Here is a 17293-nt window from a genome sequence, read left to right on the forward strand (position 1 = left end):
AGCCGCCTGACCTTGCGGCCGGGCGGCATTCATAACGCAGACTGTAGCTTACTTGAGCAGCTTGCTGATGTCCTTGGTGTCCCAGTGCGGGAAGTACTTGCGGACCAGCGTGTTCAGCTCCACCTCAAAGGCGCGCAGACGCGCCAGCTCATCACCGTCAACCGCCGCTTCTGCGACATGGGCGGCAGCAGTAATCATACCGGCTCCGGCCGTGGCATTGCTCATGCGGTCGATGATGATCAGGCTGCCTGTACCCCGGCAATCCCGGTAGGCGTCAAACACTACCGGCGCATTGACCACGATGCGGCACAGGCCGATTTCATTCAGCGCCAGTTGCCCGGCATTGAAGTGTTCCAGCGAGTTGACGTCGATACGGTGCAACACCGCCTCCACACGCCCGAACACTACCTTGCCCGACAGCTTGAAGGCATACTCCTTGCCCGGCTGCAACGGATTCTCGTTCATCCACACCACATGCGCATCAAAGGCGGTGGAGACGTTCGGCTCGCTTTCATCCGCGCGCACAATCATGTCACCGCGCGAAATGTCGATTTCGGTTTCCAGCGTTAGGGTAATGGCCTGGCCGGTAAAGGCCAGATCGGCTTCTCCAGTGGAACCAAGCACCGTCTTAACCTTGGAGCGCTTGCCGGACGGCAGCGCGACAATGTTGTCGCCGGGGTGGATTTCACCGGAAGCCACCGTGCCGCAGAAGCCCCGGAAATCCAGGTTCGGCCGGTTCACGTACTGCACCGGCAAGCGGAAAGCGTCCAGCGTGGTGTCGTGGTTGACCTGCACCGATTCCAGCAATTCCATCAGGGTTTCACCGGTATACCAGCCCATGCCTTCAGAGCGGGTGATGACGTTGTCGCCGCGCAAGGCCGAGACCGGCACAAAATGAATGTCCGGAATGTTCAGCTCGGCCGCAAACTCCTGGTATTCCTGACGAATGCGGTTGTAGACCTCTTCACTGAAATCGACCAGGTCCATCTTGTTGATGGCGACAATGACATGGCGGATGCCCAGCAGGCTGACGATGAAGCTGTGGCGACGGGTCTGGGTCTGCACCCCGCGACGGGCGTCAATCAGGATCACGGCCAGATTGCAGGTGGATGCACCGGTCGCCATGTTGCGGGTGTATTGCTCGTGGCCGGGGCAGTCGGCGATGATGAACTTGCGCTTCTCGGTGGAGAAATAGCGGTAGGCGACATCAATGGTAATGCCCTGCTCGCGTTCGGCCTGCAAACCGTCCACCAGCAGCGCCAGGTCAATGTCCTGGTCGGTGGTGTTGTACTTCAGCGAGTCCTTCTTGATGGCGGCCAGCTGGTCTTCAAAAATCAGCTTGGAGTCGTGCAGCATGCGGCCAATCAGCGTGGACTTGCCGTCATCGACGTTGCCGCAGGTGATGAAACGCAGCAAGTCCTTGTTTTCGTGTTGCTTGAGATAGCCCAGAATATCGGAGGCGATCAGGTCGGATTGATGAGACATTAGAAGTACCCCTCCATCTTCTTCTTTTCCATGGAACCGGCGGAGTCGTGGTCAATGACACGGCCCTGACGTTCGGACGTCTTGGTCAGCAGCATTTCCTGAATGATTTCCGGCAGGGTGGCTGCGGTGGACTCCACAGCGCCCGTCAGCGGATAGCAACCCAATGTCCGGAAGCGCACATTCTTGGTCTGGATCTTCGCCTTCTCTTCATCGCTCAGGTACTGCAGGATGCGGTCGTCGTCGATCATGATCAGCGTACCGTCACGCTCAATCACCGGACGTTCGGCGGCAAAATACAGCGGCACAATCTCGATGTTTTCGAGGTAGATGTACTGCCAGATATCCAGCTCGGTCCAGTTCGACAGCGGGAACACGCGAATGCTTTCGCCCTTGTCGATCTTGGAGTTGTAGATATTCCACAGTTCCGGGCGCTGGTTCTTGGGGTCCCAGCGGTGGTTGCGATCGCGGAAGGAATAGAAACGTTCCTTGGCGCGGGACTTTTCCTCATCGCGGCGGGCGCCACCGAAAGCGGCATCGAACTTGTACTTGTTCAGCGCCTGCTTCAGGCCTTCCGTTTTCATCACATCGGTGTGCTTGGCGCTGCCAACGGTGAAGGGGTTTACCCCTGCCTTGACGCCCTCTTCATTGATGTGGACGATCAGGTTCCAGTTGTGCTTCTTCGCCATGTAGTCGCGGAAAGTGATCATTTCCTGGAATTTCCAGGTGGTGTCCACGTGCATCAGCGGGAATGGCGGCACGCCCGGCGCAAAGGCCTTCAGCGCCAGATGCAGCATGACGGCGGAGTCCTTGCCCACCGAGTAGAGCATGACCGGGTTTTCGAACTCGGCCGCAACCTCGCGGATGATGTGGATGGACTCGGCTTCCAGCTGCTTGAGATGGGTCAGTCGTTTCTGCGAAAGGGTAACCATCGGAAGGGACCTGCAGGTTGTGGGGGCATGCCGGCGGCTACCCCGTTTTCAATAGGCGCTAGTCTATGCGTTTTGACCTATTTATGAAAATATACAATTCCGATAATAGGCATAGAGTTTAATCTATGGACCGCCCTTCCCCCTTGCGCGCCACACCGCAGCAGCTGCGGGCTTTTGAGGCCGCCGCCCGTTTGTTGTCCATGACCCGCGCCGCCGAGGAACTGCATCTTTCTCAGCCCACGGTTTCCATCCAGCTGCGTGAACTGGCGGAACAGGTGGGCCTGCCCTTGTTTGAGCAACATGGCAAGCGCATACAGCTAACCGCCGCCGGGCTGGAATTGCAGGACACGGTGAGCGAGGTATTCGGTTTGTGGGCGCGGTTTGAATCGCGCATGGCGGAATTGCAGGGGGTGCGTCGCGGTACGTTGCGTCTGGCTGCCGTAACCACGGCCGAATACCTGCTGCCGCAGTTGCTGGGGCCGTTCTGCGAGGTTTATCCCGGCATTGATGTGCAGTTGGCCGTTGAAAACCGCGCCTCGATTCTGGGTAGGCTGGACAAGGGGCTGGATGAACTGACGGTGATGATGAAACCGCCGGTGGATGCCCGTTTGCGGACCGAACCCTTTCGCGACACGCCCCTGGTGGTGGTGGCGGCGCGGAATCACCGGCTGGCTGGGAAACGGGTGAGCCTGACGGAGTTGGCGGGTGAGCGCTGGCTGATGCGGGAAAGCGGCTCCGGCTGCCGGCTATTGGCCGAGGAGCATTTTACGGAGCAGGGTTTCAAGCCGCAGGTGGCGATGTCGCTGGGGAGTAATGAGGCGATCAAGCATGCGGTGGCCGGCGGGCTGGGGGTGACGGTGTTGTCGCGTCATGCGTTGGGGGATGATCCGGCCCGGGATAATTTGTGCATTCTGGAGGTGGGGGGATTTCCGTTGAAAGGTGCGTTCAGTTTTGTGATGCGAGATAACCGTAAGCTGAGTCCGGTGGCGAGGGCGTTTTTGGAGTATGTGAGGGGGGTATGAGACTTACCCACTTCATATCGGTCGGACTGATTGACGGCTCTCGGAATTTTGGATAAAACGGCCTCGCCGATTCCTCGGCAATCTCAGGAATAATTAGTTATGTATAAATCGGTTGTGTTGTGTCTGGCACTCATGATTGGGTGCTCTCAGGTTATTGCTGCCGAGTTGGATCGCAAGGAGGTGCTAGTCCAACAAGTTCTTAAAGCTCAGGGTGTCCGCGAAGTGATTGAAGAAATGAATCGTCAAACTGATGAGTCGTTCAAATTGCAGGCACAACAACTGTATCAACAGGTCCTGACCTCAAATGGAGGCATTGAAATCCCCGCCGCTCGTGAACTGCATAACAAGCTGTTCACTTCCTCGGAATGGCTTATCCCTGTTGAGGATATAACTGCTAAATGGGCCGAAGCCTATGGTCGGCAAATGACGGTTCCTGATTTGGAAAATGCATTGTCGTACTACACTTCTGCAGTAGGGCAGCGCGAGGTGACTGTAAATAAAAACGTCAGCAAGATGCTGACAAGCTGGATGTTGCAGGAAATGCAGGCTCGGGCTGATAAAATATTCACGGATTACATGCGAAACATGAAAGCTCTGTTAGCTAATCCCTCGAGGCATGTAAAATAGTTGCGTAACTTCTAATTCAGCGGTACAAGCGAAAAGTTTGGAGGCTTTCTCGTTTTATACCGCTGAAATTTATCAAAAATCAATCACACTTCCTCCATCCTGATCTCATCCCCCACCGCAATCACCCCACCCCGCAATACCCGGCAACAAACCCCGCCCCGCCAGTCCAGCCGGATAATCTCCTGCAAACCGGGAAACTGCATATCCATCTTCCGGCAAGGCATGGTTTCACGACTGATACGCAACCGGACATCACCAATCACCACCACCCTCCCCAAATCCGCCATCCCGAAAACATAATCCTGAACCAGCAAATTGGCCCGGCGCGTATGCCAATGCAAATCAACACCGGCATCCCGGCAAACATCCCGCCACGACTCCGCACTCAACAGCGAAACCTGCCGACTGCACTGACGGCTGACATAATCACCGTCCAGCCCCTCCTCCACCGAAATATCGGCCCTTTCCCTGACCACCATCGCCTCCCCACGGGCCGGACGCACCGCAATGCCAATTAACTTCATAACCCTGATTCAACCTTTTGCCTGTGGAGATCTGGCAGTCCCATTCGGAACTGCTAGGCTTTGAACTATAGCTCAGGAGAGATGCCGATGTCCCAAGCACTGGAAAAGGCGTTAACCGGTCAGCCGTGGTCGGTATCGGAACTGATATTTGATCTGGCGGATGTCTTTGACGATGAAGGACGCCCCATCGCCGAACGCCGCGCGCGGGCCTCGATCAGGGCCGGGGTGCCCATGGAAATGAAGGAATGCCCCTACTCCGACCTACGTCAGGGCAAGCTGATGAATACCTCGGCTCTGGTACAGGTATCCCGCCATTACAACACGGTCATGGCCGATCTGGCGGGCTTCCGGGCGCAAGCGGGCGGGCGTAACGCCAACTGGACCGACATCCTGGCCGCCGTGCTGGACCAACTGGCCAGGCCCGCCATCCACCTGCTGACCAGCCGCGACCCGCACAGTCCGGTGCCCGCCAGTGACGCGGTCAGCCACAAACTGGGGGCCGGTTTTTTCGGGGTGATGCAAACCCTGCACGAGCGACTGGCGCTGGGCGCAGAAATACCGGTCACCGCCGCCGCCTTCCTGTCCTTGATCACCGAAACCCAGGCGCTGATCGGAGCCGGTGAGGTTTGCGCCGGTTCACCCCCCATGATCCGCAATGCCTGCACCGCGCTGATTGAAGGCAGTCCCGAGCATGCCATCACCTTGCCCGCACAGCGCCTGACCATTGGCTACTGTCTGGCGCTTCAGGTCGAGCTGGGCATATTCTGGCGGCTCTATGATCGCCATTATTACCGGCAGTTACTGGCAGGGCCTGACTTTAGTCACCAGCGTCCGTTCAACAAATATCTGACTGATCTGGCCCACACCGAAGCCGCTTCGGCCGCTTTGGCCGGAATGGACCTGCCGTTGGGCGACCGGTTGCCTGAAGCACTGTCACCCGCCTGCCGGGCAAAGCTTGGCGCGGCCTTGACCGGAGATGCCGCCCCGGAACTCTGGCAACCGGATTTCAAGGCGGTTCTGCGCCTGCTGGAAGAACCGGGCAGCGTGGTGGGTTATACCGGGGACAAGGTTCAGTTTGCCCAACAGGCGGCCTGCTATGCCCACGCATTCCGCAGCTTCCGGCAGGAAATTTCGGCAAAGGAGGCGGAATTGCGGGCGGTGCTGGGTTATGACCCGCATACGCCGGTGCATTTGGGCCCGCTGGCGTTCATGCCGCCCAAGGCCTTGCCATGGTTTGAAAGGGTGGTGGGGATCAGGCTTGGCGACTCCGGTTATTTTGACGGTTCACGGGTGGGGGTGCGGCAGTTGCAGGCTATTACCTGAGTTAGAGAGGCGTTTACTGAACACTGCTCATATTATTGCGAAATGACGCCACCCCCCTGACGCTCATCCACAAGATTGCCAGACACCCTCCCCCTACAATCGCGCCAATCCGGCAACAGCTTGTTTTTACAAGCGGAAGCCAAGGACCAGACCGGTCACAACCGGCGCTTACCCCACCGGGAAAGCAAAAAGGACGCTAAGGATAGCCACACGGCCAGCAACGCCGCGATTAAACTGTATTTGCATTTGACCCGACCGGAACAGCGTCTAGGCTGAAACCAACCGGGAAAAACTTATAAATCTGAATAATCACGGTGAAATCATGCGTATCGCTCCGCTCATGGCCCTTGGCCTGACTCTCTCCATCGTATTCAACCCCCTTTCTGCTCGCGCCGATCAAGCCGACACCATTGCCCAGGAAGCCGATAAACGCCTGCACGGCTTTGGCGACAGCACCGCCAGCATGAAAATGACGTTGATCAATCCTTCCGGTCAAACCGCCGAGCGCGCCCTGCGTGTGCAGAACCTGGAAACCGGTACCGAAGGCGACCGCAGCCTGATGATCTTCGACACACCGCGCGACGTGTCTGGCACCGCCCTGCTCACCCACACCCAGGCCGGCAGCGACGACCTGCAATGGCTCTATCTGCCCGCCATCAGCCGGGTGAAGCAGATTGCCGCCGGCAACAAGTCCGGTCCGTTCATGGGTTCCGAATTTGCGTTTGAGGACATCGTTACCCCCTACTGGCAGAAATACAGCTACAGCTTTGTTCGTGAGGAAAAGTGCGAGGCGCTGACTTGCGCCGTTATTGAACGCAAGCCCAAGGACGCCAATTCCGGCTACACCCGCCAGCAGGTGTGGATTGACAAGCAGGACTACCTGATTCGCCGCATCGACTTTTATGACCGCAAGAACAGCTTGCTGAAAACCTATACCGCCAGCGGCTTCCAGAAGGTACAGGGCCAGTGGCGGCCAGCGTCCATGCTGATGGTGAACCTCCAGAACCGCAAGCAAACCCGGCTGGACTGGGCGGACTTCAAGTTCAAGACTGGACTGAAGAAGGATGACTTCACCGAAAATGCGCTGAAGCGGGCTCGTTGATGCGTATCCATACGATTTTCGGACTGGCCGCGCTGGGCCTCCCGGCCATGGCTTTTGCCACTCCCGCCCTGAAAGCAGAAGCAGGTCTGGAGGCAACCGGTTATTTTCAGTCAGGTTCGCAGGGGCAGACTTCCAGCGCGGCTTCGTTGCGTTTGCTGGGGGAAGCCCGCTGGGACTGGAACGGACGCAATGACAGCTTCACTCTGAAACCCTTTGCGCGCGTGGACAGCCAGGATTCCGAACGCAGCCATGCCGACTTGCGCGAAGCATTTTGGCTGCATGTGCTAAACAATTGGCAGACTCAGGCCGGTATCGGACAGGTATTCTGGGGCGTCACGGAGGGCGCGCATGTGGTGGATATCATCAACCAGACCGACACACTGGAAAATCCGGAAGGCGATGCCCGGCTTGGCCAGCCGATGCTGAATGTCAGCTGGGAGCAAGATGAGCATCTGCTGGATGTGTTCGTATTGCCCGGTTTCCGCGAGCGCCCGTTTGCGGGCATGGATGGCCGCTTGCGCCTGCCATGGCAGGTCAAGGCCGATGCCGCCTCTTATGAGTCCGGGGCGGGCAGGAATCATATTGATGTGGCCGCGCGTTATCAGTTCAGCGCCAATGGCTTACGGGCGGGCATCAGCGCCTTCAAGGGCACCTCCCGCGAACCGGAATTGCTGCCGGTGGTGGACTTGACGCAAGTCGGTCCCGGTTTCTTCGCTCCCGGCTACCTGCCGGAACTCCATCCTTATTACCCGCAAATCACCCAGTTCGGCTTGGACATGCAACTGACGCGCGGTGACTGGCTGTGGAAGCTGGAAGCTGTCGATCGTCACGGCTTTGGGCCGGACCGTTTCCAGAGCGCCGATGCCGGGCTGGAATACACGCAAGTGGGGGTGCTGGGCAGCCGTTATGACCTGGGCTGGCTGGCGGAGGGCTTGTATGACAGCCGCGCCGAACAGGCGACGCAACCCTTCGAGCATGACCTGCTGCTGGGCTGGCGTCTGGCTGTCAACGACGAAGCCTCCAGTGAAGTGCTGCTGGCCGTGGTGCGCGATCTGGAACACCCCGAAACCTATGTGCGGTTGAAAGGCAGCACCCGGATCAACGACCGGCTGAAACTGGCCCTGGAAGCACGCGTGCTGTCCACCCGTGCGCCGCAAACCCCGTTCGAGGTGCTGGCCGCGCCCGACTACGACTACAAACTCCGCAGCTTTGGCGATGACAGCCATGTGCGTGCGGAACTGACCTGGTTTTATTGAGGAAATGCATCCATGACGAACCCCGCCCCGGCCCCTTCCCGCATCGACCGGATGTGGTCCGCCCTGGCCGACTGGATCGTGTCCCATCCGTGGACCAGCATCATCGTCTCGCTGCTGGTGACACTGGCGGTCAGCGCCGGCAGCGCCGGTTATATTTATTCCACCGACCATCGCGCTTTCTTCGGCAAGGATAACCCGCAACTGCTGGCCTACGAGAAACTGCAGGAAGACTATACCAAGACCGATACCGTCCTGATCGCCGTTGCGCCCAAGGATGGCAAGGTTTTCACCCCGGAATTCCTGGGCATGCTGCAAGACCTGACCAAGGCCGGTTGGCAGGTTCCCTACTCGCAGCGCGTCGAGTCGCTGACCAACTTCCAGCATGTGAAGGTGGATGGCGACAACATCGCCACGGAAGATCTGGTGGTCGATCCCACGATGCTGGACGCCGCTGCCCTGGAATCCATCAAGCAGACCGCCGTCAGCGAACCGTTCCTGGTCGATTCGCTGGTAAACCCGCAAGGCAGCGTCGCCGGGGTGCGCATTACCCTGAACATGCCCGGTAAAGAGCCGCTGAAGGAAATCCCGGCAGTGGTGGATCACATCCGCACCATGACGGCCGACATGGTCAAGGCGCATCCGGGCGTGGAAGTGCATCTGGCAGGTCAACCGATCGCCAACAAGGCGTATCCGGAAGAGTCACAGGCCGACGGCGTACGGGTGTGGCCGTGGTTCCTGCTGACAATGATGGTGATGCTGTCGGTGTTGTTCCGCAGCCTGAAAGCGATGTTCGTGACGCTGGTGGCCTGCATTCTGGCGGTGCTGGGCGGCGCGGGATTTATCGGGCTGTTCAAGTTTGTGGTCAACGACGGCGTGATCGTGGCGCCGGTGATGATCTTGTCGATGGCGTTCGCCGACGGCATCCATGTGGTGGTGAACTGGATTCAGGCGGTCAATCAAGGCAAGAGCAAGCGCGATGCCATGGCGGAAAGCCTGAGCGTCAATATGGGGCCGATGACCGTTACCAGTGTCATGACCGCCATCGGCTTCCTGACCCTGCTGTTCAACGACTCGCCGCCGTTCCAGGTGATGGGCCTGATTGTGGCCGCCGGGGTGGTGTTCGCGCTGCTGCTGACCTTCTTCTTCACCGCTCCACTTCTGGTGCTGCTGCCGGGCGAACCGCCGCGCAAGATTTCGCCGCTGATGCGGGAAGACTCCCCCACCGTGGCGCGTTTCGCGGACTTCATCATTGCCCGTCACAAGCCGATCCTGGTGGCCTGCTTTGCGGTGGCGGCGGTGTTCATTGCCTTCATTCCGCAAAACCGCATCAACGACGACATCGTCAAGTACTACACCCCGGAAGCCAAATTCCGGCAGGACGTGGAGTTCGTCAACGCCAACCTCACCGGTATTGCGGAAGTGAACTACTCCCTGCCCGCCGGGAGTGCGGACAATATTGTCGATCCGGCCTACCTGAGGCAACTGGATGCCTTTGGCAACTGGCTGAAGGCTCAACCGGACGTGACGCAGGTGAACTCGCTGGTGGACATCATCAAGCGCATCAACCAGGTGATGCACGGCAACGATCCGGCCTTTTACCGCATTCCTGATACCCGCGAGGAAATCGCCCAGTACCTGCTGCAATACGAACTGTCGATGCCCTACGGCATGGACCTCAACTACCTGATCCGTTTCGACCGTTCGGAAAGCCGGGTGCGGGTGGCGGTGGGTACGTCCAGCGGCCAGCGCATCATCGCCCTCGACGCCGCTGCGCAAGGCTGGCTGAAGGCCAATGCTCCCAAGGCGATGCAGGTGCAGGGCAGTTCGTTGAACCTGATGTTCGCCCATATTTCCGAGCGCTCCATCAACGGCATGTTCGGCGGCATGCTGGGATCACTGGTGGCGGAGTCGCTGTTCGTGATGCTGGTGTTCCGCGCCTTCCGGCTGGGGCTGGCCAGTTTCCTGGGCAACCTGATTCCCATCGGCATGGCCTTTGGGTCATGGGCAATGCTGAACGGCAACATTGATGTCGGGTTGACCGTGGTGCTGGGCATCGCCTTCAGCGTCGTGGTCGATGACACCATCCATTTCATTTCCAAATATGAACGCGCCCGCAAGGTGGAAGGCAAAAGCCCGGAAGACGCCGTGCGTTATGCCTTCAGTCATGTCGGTTTTGCCTTGCTGTCCACGACGGCGGTGCTGGGTTCGGGTTATGCCTGGCTGGCCAACTCCGCCATCCAGCTGACGGTAAATACCGCCATCGTCACCGTGACCACCATCGGCATCGCGCTGGTGATTGATGTGTTCCTGTTGCCGAGTTTGTTTTTGGTGCTGGACAAGCGGACGGTAAAAACAGGTTGAGGAGTCCCCTCTCCCCTTGTGGGAGAGGGTGGCGCGCAGCGCCGGGAGAGGGGTGCGGAAAGTGGCCATGACACACCGTCAGTTTTGAAGCCGATGCAGTACCCCTCTCCCTAGCCCTCTCCCACAAGGGGAGAGGGAACCCAAGTTAACAATTGACTACCGAGATAGAACCAAGATGACCGACCTGACCCTCTCCTCCCCCTGGCCCACCCGCTTCATGGCCTGGGTGCACCAGCGCTTCGCGCTGCCGAACGCGCTGCTGTTCTTCATCCTTTACATCACGGCCGCCGTAGTGGCCCGCAGCGCTGCCGGGGGTGAAATCGCGCTGGGCGGGCTGGATGTTCTGGCCTGTGTGGTCACCTGGTCCTACTTCCTGTTGCTGCGCGTGTTTGACGAACACAAGGATTACGAGCTGGATTGCCTGAACCATCCGCAGCGGGTGCTGCAAAGCGGCCTGATTACGCTGGACCACCTAAAGATCGTTGGTGGCGTGACGCTGGTGCTGCAACTGGGTTTCTCACTGGCGCGGGACGGAGGTTTCGGCCCCACCATGACGGCCTGGGCCATGATGTTTGCCTGGACCTGCCTGATGGGCAAGGAGTTCTTCATCGAAGAATGGCTGAACAAGCACCTGACCTGGTACGCCGTATCGCACATGCTGGTGATGCCGTTGACCGTGTGGTGGCTGGCGAACATGGCCGTGCCCGGCATTGAACTGAACCTGACCCTGCAAAGCCTGATGCTGCTGGCCTTCATCAGCGGCTTCTGTTTCGAGATTACCCGCAAGACCAAGGGGCCGGAAGAAGAACGCGACACGATCGAGTCCTATTCGCGGATTTTCGGCACCCAGGGCTCTGCGGCTGTGGTGATGCTGCTGGTGACCGCCATGGTCGCCAACCAGATCTGGTTGATCACGCTGCTTTCACCGGAACATTTCCCGATCTGGGCCGGGGTGGTGCTGATCGTGTTCTGGCTGATGGGCATCAAGCAATTATTGGCCTTTGTTAAGTCGCCTTCCACTGCCGGCCGTGAGAAGAATGAAAAGTCGGTCGCCCTGACCCTGCTGGCAGGTTATGCGGTGGTGATCGGTGTGGTTTTGTCGCTGCATGGTGTGGTTCTGGCATGAGGATGATGGATATGTCTAACATTCAACCCTACGCGTTTGCTCCCCATTACCTGTTCGGGGAAGAACATCTGGCCTCCTGCCAACTGGTGTTTGACGGCCAGACCGTCATAGCCGTCCCGGTGGATGTCTCCCGCGAGCATCTGTGTGTCTCCATTGAGAATGGTCTGCCGGTGCCGCCGGTCGGCACCATTATTCGTCCTGTTCGGCTGGACATCCTCAAGCGCGGCTTCACCTTCCCCTGCCTCACTGTCAAGGCGGTGCGCGAGGAACTGTGGTGCCCCACCGAGATTGACCTCTGCACCGTCAACTGCGAGGACAGCAACCAGATTCTTTGGGAAATCAGCTACCTGCTGCGCAACATGCCGTCGTTGTCCGCCGACCAGTCCTGGGACGACATTACCTTGCCAAAAGTACCGGCACGCGGCCTCTACACCGAAGAAGCGCGTCAGGCCCGGCTGGCCTTTGTGCGCGATGAAACCGGCGCGGAAATGACCGAGGTGTCCAAGATCAGCCTCGATCCGCGCAAGCTGGTGAGCAACATCGAGGCGCTGATCGGCTCGGTGGAAGTGCCGGTTGGTGTTGCCGGTCCGCTGCACATCAAGGGCAGTCACGCAGGCGGTTTGTTCTACGCGCCGCTGGCAACATCGGAAGGCGCATTGGTGGCATCTGCCACCCGTGGCGCCACGGCCCTCTCCCGCTCCGGCGGCGTCACCACCCGCGTGCTGGGCCAGCGCATGATGCGCGTGCCGGTGTTCGTGTTCGAGACCATGGCCAACTCGCTGTTCTTTGCCGAATGGGTCAAGGACCATTTCCGCGAACTGTCCGATGAAGTCGGCAAGTATTCCAACTACGCCTCGCTGGTGGAAGTGCAGCCCTATGTGCTGGGTCGCGCCGTGCATGTGCACTTCATCTACGAAACCGGCGACGCTGCCGGCCAGAACATGACCACTACCTGCACCTGGCAGGCCTGCCAGTGGATCCTGAAGAACATCAAGCGTTTTGAAGGCCTGCGCATCGAGAACTTCCTGATTGAAGCCAACCTCTCCAACGACAAGAAGGTCACCTACCAGACCTTCCTCAAGGGACGCGGCGTGCGCGTGGTGGCGGAAGCATTGCTGACCAAGGACACCTGCGAACGCATCCTCAAGATCAAGCCCAAGCAGATGGTGATGGCTTACCAGTACATCGCCTCCGGCTCCATAGCGGCGGGCATGATCGGCATGAACATCAATGTCGCCAACATCATTGCCGCCATGTTCACGGCGCTGGGTCAGGATATTGCCTGCGTGCACGAATCGTCGCTGGCGCACCTGCACATGGAACTGACCGACGACGACGACGTCTATTGCACCATGATGCTGCCGTCACTGGTGATCGGCACCGTCGGCGGCGGCACCAACCTGCCGCAGCAGCGCGAATGTCTGGAAATGATTGGTTGCGCCGGTCCCGGCAAGGCGCACAAGCTGGCGGAAGTGATTGCCGCCTACTGCCTGGCGCTGGATATCTCGACGCTGTCCGCCGTCGCCTCTGACCAGTTCGCCCGCGCCCACGAGAAACTGGGCCGCAACCGTCCGGTCAACTACCTGAAGATTGGCGATTTGAATCCGGAGTTCGTCAATCTGGCCGTCGCCAAGACCGGCCTCAGCCAGTTCCAGGTCAGCGAGATGACGCCGCTGAGCAAGAACATGGGCGGTTCCAGCATCATCACCGAACTGACCGCACACAAGATCAACAAGCTGGTTGGCCACTTCCCCTTCCATCTGCAAACCGACCACGGTCCGAAGGACGTGATGATCAAGGTGAAGCCGCTGGATGCGGAAGTGATCCTGATGGTCAACAGCATGGCCAGCATGTGCAACCCGCGTCTGGCGCAGGAGTTCAACAACTTCCGCGACCACGTCGGCTTCAAGGGCTGCCATGTGCGTGAACTGGCGGTGATGAGCCAGGCCGACCCCCGTTTCACCCGTCATGCCCCGCAAACCTATGGCGTGGTCAACGATCTTGAGCGCGAAGCCTATATCATCATCCAGGAAAAGCTGGACGGGCTGGAGCACATGGACTCCGCCGACAATACATCCGGCTGGGAAAAGCAACACATCGAGGCGGCCATCAAGGGGATAGCTGAAGTACACAGCATCTGGCTGGGACGCGAGGAAGAGCTGAAGCAGCAACCGTGGCTGATCGACTATCCCACCACCTCCAATATGAAGGAAAAGCTGCGACTGTGGGAACTGCTGGGCGTGCATTCCCGCGAGGAATTTCCGGAATGGTTCTCGGAACAGGACCTGTCCAACTACCGCGATATCGTGCACAGCATCGGTGAATGGTGGTCGCTGATTGAAATGATGCCGCGCACGCTGATCCACAATGACTTCAACCCGCGCAACATTGCCTTCCGCCGTGATGCCGAAGGCAAGCTCAGCCTGTGCGCCTACGACTGGGAACTGGCGACACTGCACCTGCCGCAACACGATCTGGTGGAATTGCTGGGCTTCACGCTGTATGACCCGGTGGACCCCAATGAAATTGAACACTACATCGAACTGCACCGCACAGAACTGCAACGTCACAGCGGTATCGCCCTCGACCCGGTGATGTGGAAACGCGGCTATGTGCTGGCACTGATGGACATTCTGGTCAACCGCCTGCCGATGTACATGATGGCGCACACCTTCCGTCACTACGAGTTCATGGAGCGCGTCTATCGCGCCTTCCGCTCCATGCTGGACATTGAACAGGTCGGGCAACCGGGAGTGAAGCCATGAGCCGCTGCCTGTACAGCCAGGAAGAAGCGCTGTTCCTGAACCCGGATCTGCTGGGCGGCAAGGCGGCCAATCTGGCCTGGCTCAGCCGCGAAGGCCTGCCGATGCCGCGCTGGTGGGTGGTCACCACCGACGTGTTCACGCAACTGCTGCGCGACAACGGCCTCAGTGAGATGGTCGCGGAGGCGCTGGCGGGTATCGGGCCGGACACCGAACCGGCGGCCATCGAGCCGATCGCGGTCCGCATTCAGCAGCAGGTGTTGAAGGCGCGGCTGTCCGGCGAATTGCTGCAGGCTATTGGTGAACTGGTGAAGGGGCGCGAGGAACAGTTCTTCGCCGTGCGTTCCTCGGTGCTGGGGGAAGATGCCCAAGGAGCGTCGTTTGCCGGGCAAATGGACAGCTACCTGTTCCAGCGCGGCCGCGCCGATATTGGCGCCAGCCTGCTGCAGGTCGCCGCATCCGCCTTCAACGCCCGCGCCCTACAATACCGCATCGCCAAGGGCATTGCGCTGGACGACATCCGCGCCGCCGTCATCATCCAGGAAATGATTGAAGGGGAAGTGTCGGGCGTGATGTTTACCGCCCATCCGCTGAACGGCAGCCGCCGCCATGCACTGATCTCGGCAGCCTGGGGCGTCGGGGAAGGCATCGTCGCCGGCATCTGCAACACCGACGAGTTCACCGTCAGCCTGTTCGACAACACCATTGAGCGCCAACTGGCAGACAAGGACCAGGCCGTGGTCTTTGACCGAGATGCCGGACGCGGCACCAAGGAAATCCATCTCGACGGCGAACAGCGCCACATTGCCTGTCTGTCGGATACGCATATCCTGTCGCTGCGTGATATCGGTCTGAAGATCGCCACGCTGCAACACTTCCCGCAGGACATTGAATGGGCCATCCGCCAGGATCAGGTCTACATCCTGCAAACCCGGCCTGTGACCCGCCTGCCGGAGCCAAAGGAACCGGTGGGTCGCCGCATCGTCTTCGACAATTCCAACATCCAGGAATCGTATTGCGGCGTCACCACACCGCTGACTTTCAGTTTTGCCAACCGCGCCTACGCCACCGTCTATGAACAGACCATGCGTGTGCTGGGCGTCAGCGACAAGGGCATCGCCGCCCACCGCGACATGCTCGACAACATGTTGGGATTGGTGCACGGCCGGGTGTATTACAACATCAACAACTGGTATCGCGGCCTGCTGCTGCTGCCCGCCTTCAAGACCAACAAGGCGGACATGGAGCGGATGATGGGCCTTACCGATCCGGTGGATCTGGTGCAGGACCGCGAGTTCAGCTTTGGCGAAAAACTGCTGCGGTTGCCGCAGGTGCTGCGCGCCCTGTTCAACCTGCTGCGCGGCTTCCGGCAGATGGGTCAGCGCGTCACCGAGTTCCGGGCGCTGTTTGAAAACGCCTACCGCAGCATCGATCGCGACCACCTGCACACCCGCACCCCCGGCGAGCTGATCGACGAAGCCCGCCGCCTGGACCGCGAACTGTTGCAACGCTGGACCTCGCCCATCATCAACGACTTCTACGTGATGATGATGAATGGCAAAGTGCACCGCACGCTGGTCGAGGCCGGCTTCACCGAACCCGCCGTGCTGCAGAACAACCTGCTGTCCGGCGAGGACGGCATTGAAAGTACCGAGCCGACCAAGATGCTGCTGCGCATGTGCGCCTACATCCGCACCCAACCGACGCTGCGCACGCTGGTTGAAACCGGCGACAACCACAGCCTGCTGGCGCGCATCCAGGTGCACGACGCCAACTTCCACACCCAGTGCCTGGACTACATCGAACGCTACGGCGACCGCACCATCGGCGAACTGAAGCTTGAGTCGGTGACGCTGCGCCAGGACACCGCCTTCCTGTTTGCGGTGCTGAAGAACTACCTGACCCGCGACGACCTGACTCCGGAAACGCTGGCCTCGAAGGAAGCGCAGTTCCGTGACTCCGCCGAAGAAGAAGCCTTCACCGCCATCCGCACCAAGCTGGGCAACCGCGCGCTGACGATTTTCAAGAAGAACCTCGACAAACTGCGCGACGCCATCCGCAACCGCGAGAACATGCGTCTGGCCCGCACCCGTGTCTTCGGCCTGTACCGTGACCTGTTCCTGGAAATCGGCAGCCAGTTCGCCTTCAGCGGCCTGCTGGACGACAAGCGCGACATCTTCTACCTTTCGGTGGATGAACTGTATGCCATGCAGGACGGCCGCGCCGTACAACTCAGCCTGAAGGCGATGGTGGCCGGTCGCAAGGCCGAGTTTGCCGAGTACCAGAAGGCGGATTTGCCGCATCATTTCTGGACACACGGCATGGTGTATTACCAGAACAGTTACCGCTATCCATTTGAAGTGGAAGCAGAACCAACTGGTAATGAACTGAAAGGCACCGGCTGTTACCCCGGTATTGTTGAGGAAAAGATCCGCCTGATCTTCTCGCCGGACGACGAACTGTCCCTGAACGGGCAGATCCTCTGCACCGTACGCACCGATCCGGGTTGGGCACCGCTGTTCCCGACCGCGGGTGGCATCCTTGTAGAACGCGGCTCCACGCTGTCGCACTCGGCGGTAGTGGCGCGGGAACTGGGCATTCCGGCGATTGTCGGCATCCCCGGTATCACGCAGCGGCTGCGGGATGGCGAAAAGGTGCGCATGGACGGGGCGAAGGGGACGATTGTGCGGCTGGAGTCCTCAGACCAATAAACGCGGCGTAAGGGCGCAATGCGTGCGCCCTTTCGAATCAAACACACATCTTGTTCGTTGACGAG

12 protein-coding genes are annotated in these 17293 nt (G+C 59.3%); 9 read left to right on the forward strand and 3 right to left on the reverse strand.

Annotated features, from left to right (window positions below):
• Positions 1-48 precede the first annotated feature (48 nt).
• Both cysN and cysD read right to left on the reverse strand, forming a co-directional pair.
• Positions 49-1485, reverse strand: a complete 1437-nt coding sequence (gene cysN, locus Q7T36_RS01105; RefSeq protein ID WP_304843099.1) for a sulfate adenylyltransferase subunit CysN — start codon at positions 1483-1485, stop codon at positions 49-51.
• Complete coding sequence (gene cysD, locus Q7T36_RS01110; RefSeq protein WP_304843101.1) at positions 1485-2414, reverse strand: sulfate adenylyltransferase subunit CysD; 930 nt, start codon at positions 2412-2414, stop codon at positions 1485-1487. Before cysD ends, cysN begins: the two co-directional genes overlap by 1 nt.
• Before the next feature lie 125 nt (positions 2415-2539).
• Between cysD and Q7T36_RS01115 the strand changes: the two genes are divergently transcribed.
• Entirely contained in the window at positions 2540-3436 is an 897-nt protein-coding gene (locus tag Q7T36_RS01115) for a LysR substrate-binding domain-containing protein (RefSeq protein ID WP_304843103.1), read from the forward strand.
• A gap of 99 nt (positions 3437-3535) precedes the next feature.
• Positions 3536-4063, forward strand: a complete 528-nt coding sequence (locus Q7T36_RS01120) for a hypothetical protein (protein WP_304843105.1) — start codon at positions 3536-3538, stop codon at positions 4061-4063.
• An 83-nt stretch (positions 4064-4146) separates the two neighbouring features.
• On the opposite strand, the gene Q7T36_RS01125 is transcribed toward Q7T36_RS01120, so the two are convergent.
• Positions 4147-4587: an MOSC domain-containing protein gene (locus Q7T36_RS01125; protein WP_304843107.1), complete on the reverse strand. Its 441-nt coding sequence runs from the start codon at positions 4585-4587 to the stop codon at positions 4147-4149.
• Positions 4588-4674: 87 nt separating this feature from the next.
• Between Q7T36_RS01125 and Q7T36_RS01130 the strand changes: the two genes are divergently transcribed.
• The 7 genes from Q7T36_RS01130 (at position 4675) to Q7T36_RS01160 (ending at position 17228) form a co-directional block, all read left to right on the forward strand.
• The gene (locus Q7T36_RS01130; protein ID WP_304843109.1) at positions 4675-5910 is read left to right on the forward strand and encodes a hypothetical protein; all 1236 of its coding nucleotides are present in this window, start codon (positions 4675-4677) and stop codon (positions 5908-5910) included.
• 322 nt (positions 5911-6232) lie between these two features.
• Positions 6233-7012 carry an outer membrane lipoprotein-sorting protein gene (locus tag Q7T36_RS01135; protein WP_304843111.1) on the forward strand — a complete coding sequence of 260 codons (780 nt, stop codon included), beginning with the start codon at positions 6233-6235 and terminating at the stop codon, positions 7010-7012.
• Positions 7012-8268, forward strand: a complete 1257-nt coding sequence (locus Q7T36_RS01140; protein WP_304843113.1) for a hypothetical protein — start codon at positions 7012-7014, stop codon at positions 8266-8268. Before Q7T36_RS01135 ends, Q7T36_RS01140 begins: the two co-directional genes overlap by 1 nt.
• Positions 8269-8280: 12 nt before the next feature.
• Positions 8281-10629, forward strand: coding sequence for an RND family transporter (locus tag Q7T36_RS01145; protein ID WP_304843115.1), 2349 nt, complete (start codon positions 8281-8283; stop codon positions 10627-10629).
• 175 nt (positions 10630-10804) lie between these two features.
• A complete protein-coding gene (locus Q7T36_RS01150; protein ID WP_304843117.1) occupies positions 10805-11755 on the forward strand; it encodes a UbiA family prenyltransferase in 951 nt (316 codons plus the stop codon).
• 11 nt (positions 11756-11766) lie between these two features.
• Positions 11767-14520, forward strand: coding sequence for a phosphotransferase (locus Q7T36_RS01155; protein ID WP_304843119.1), 2754 nt, complete (start codon positions 11767-11769; stop codon positions 14518-14520).
• Positions 14517-17228, forward strand: coding sequence for a phosphoenolpyruvate synthase (locus Q7T36_RS01160; RefSeq protein WP_304843121.1), 2712 nt, complete (start codon positions 14517-14519; stop codon positions 17226-17228). Before Q7T36_RS01155 ends, Q7T36_RS01160 begins: the two co-directional genes overlap by 4 nt.
• Positions 17229-17293 lie beyond the last annotated feature (65 nt).

It is taken from the genome of Fluviicoccus sp. (assembly GCF_030646115.1).
Classification (GTDB): Bacteria; Pseudomonadota; Gammaproteobacteria; order Pseudomonadales; family Moraxellaceae; genus Fluviicoccus.

What these genes read in the sequence shown, in the direction of transcription:
- cysD (WP_304843101.1), bottom strand. Translation starts at nt 2,414, where the DNA reads ATGGTTACCCTTTCGCAGAAACGACTGACCCATCTCAAGCAGCTGGAA.
- Q7T36_RS01125 (WP_304843107.1), bottom strand. Translation starts at nt 4,587, where the DNA reads ATGAAGTTAATTGGCATTGCGGTGCGTCCGGCCCGTGGGGAGGCGATG.
- Q7T36_RS01160 (WP_304843121.1), top strand. Translation starts at nt 14,517, where the DNA reads ATGAGCCGCTGCCTGTACAGCCAGGAAGAAGCGCTGTTCCTGAACCCG.
- Q7T36_RS01130 (WP_304843109.1), top strand. Translation starts at nt 4,675, where the DNA reads ATGTCCCAAGCACTGGAAAAGGCGTTAACCGGTCAGCCGTGGTCGGTA.
- Q7T36_RS01135 (WP_304843111.1), top strand. Translation starts at nt 6,233, where the DNA reads ATGCGTATCGCTCCGCTCATGGCCCTTGGCCTGACTCTCTCCATCGTA.
- Q7T36_RS01150 (WP_304843117.1), top strand. Translation starts at nt 10,805, where the DNA reads ATGACCGACCTGACCCTCTCCTCCCCCTGGCCCACCCGCTTCATGGCC.
- Q7T36_RS01145 (WP_304843115.1), top strand. Translation starts at nt 8,281, where the DNA reads ATGACGAACCCCGCCCCGGCCCCTTCCCGCATCGACCGGATGTGGTCC.
- Q7T36_RS01155 (WP_304843119.1), top strand. Translation starts at nt 11,767, where the DNA reads ATGTCTAACATTCAACCCTACGCGTTTGCTCCCCATTACCTGTTCGGG.
- Q7T36_RS01120 (WP_304843105.1), top strand. Translation starts at nt 3,536, where the DNA reads ATGTATAAATCGGTTGTGTTGTGTCTGGCACTCATGATTGGGTGCTCT.
- Q7T36_RS01115 (WP_304843103.1), top strand. Translation starts at nt 2,540, where the DNA reads ATGGACCGCCCTTCCCCCTTGCGCGCCACACCGCAGCAGCTGCGGGCT.
- cysN (WP_304843099.1), bottom strand. Translation starts at nt 1,485, where the DNA reads ATGTCTCATCAATCCGACCTGATCGCCTCCGATATTCTGGGCTATCTC.
- Q7T36_RS01140 (WP_304843113.1), top strand. Translation starts at nt 7,012, where the DNA reads ATGCGTATCCATACGATTTTCGGACTGGCCGCGCTGGGCCTCCCGGCC.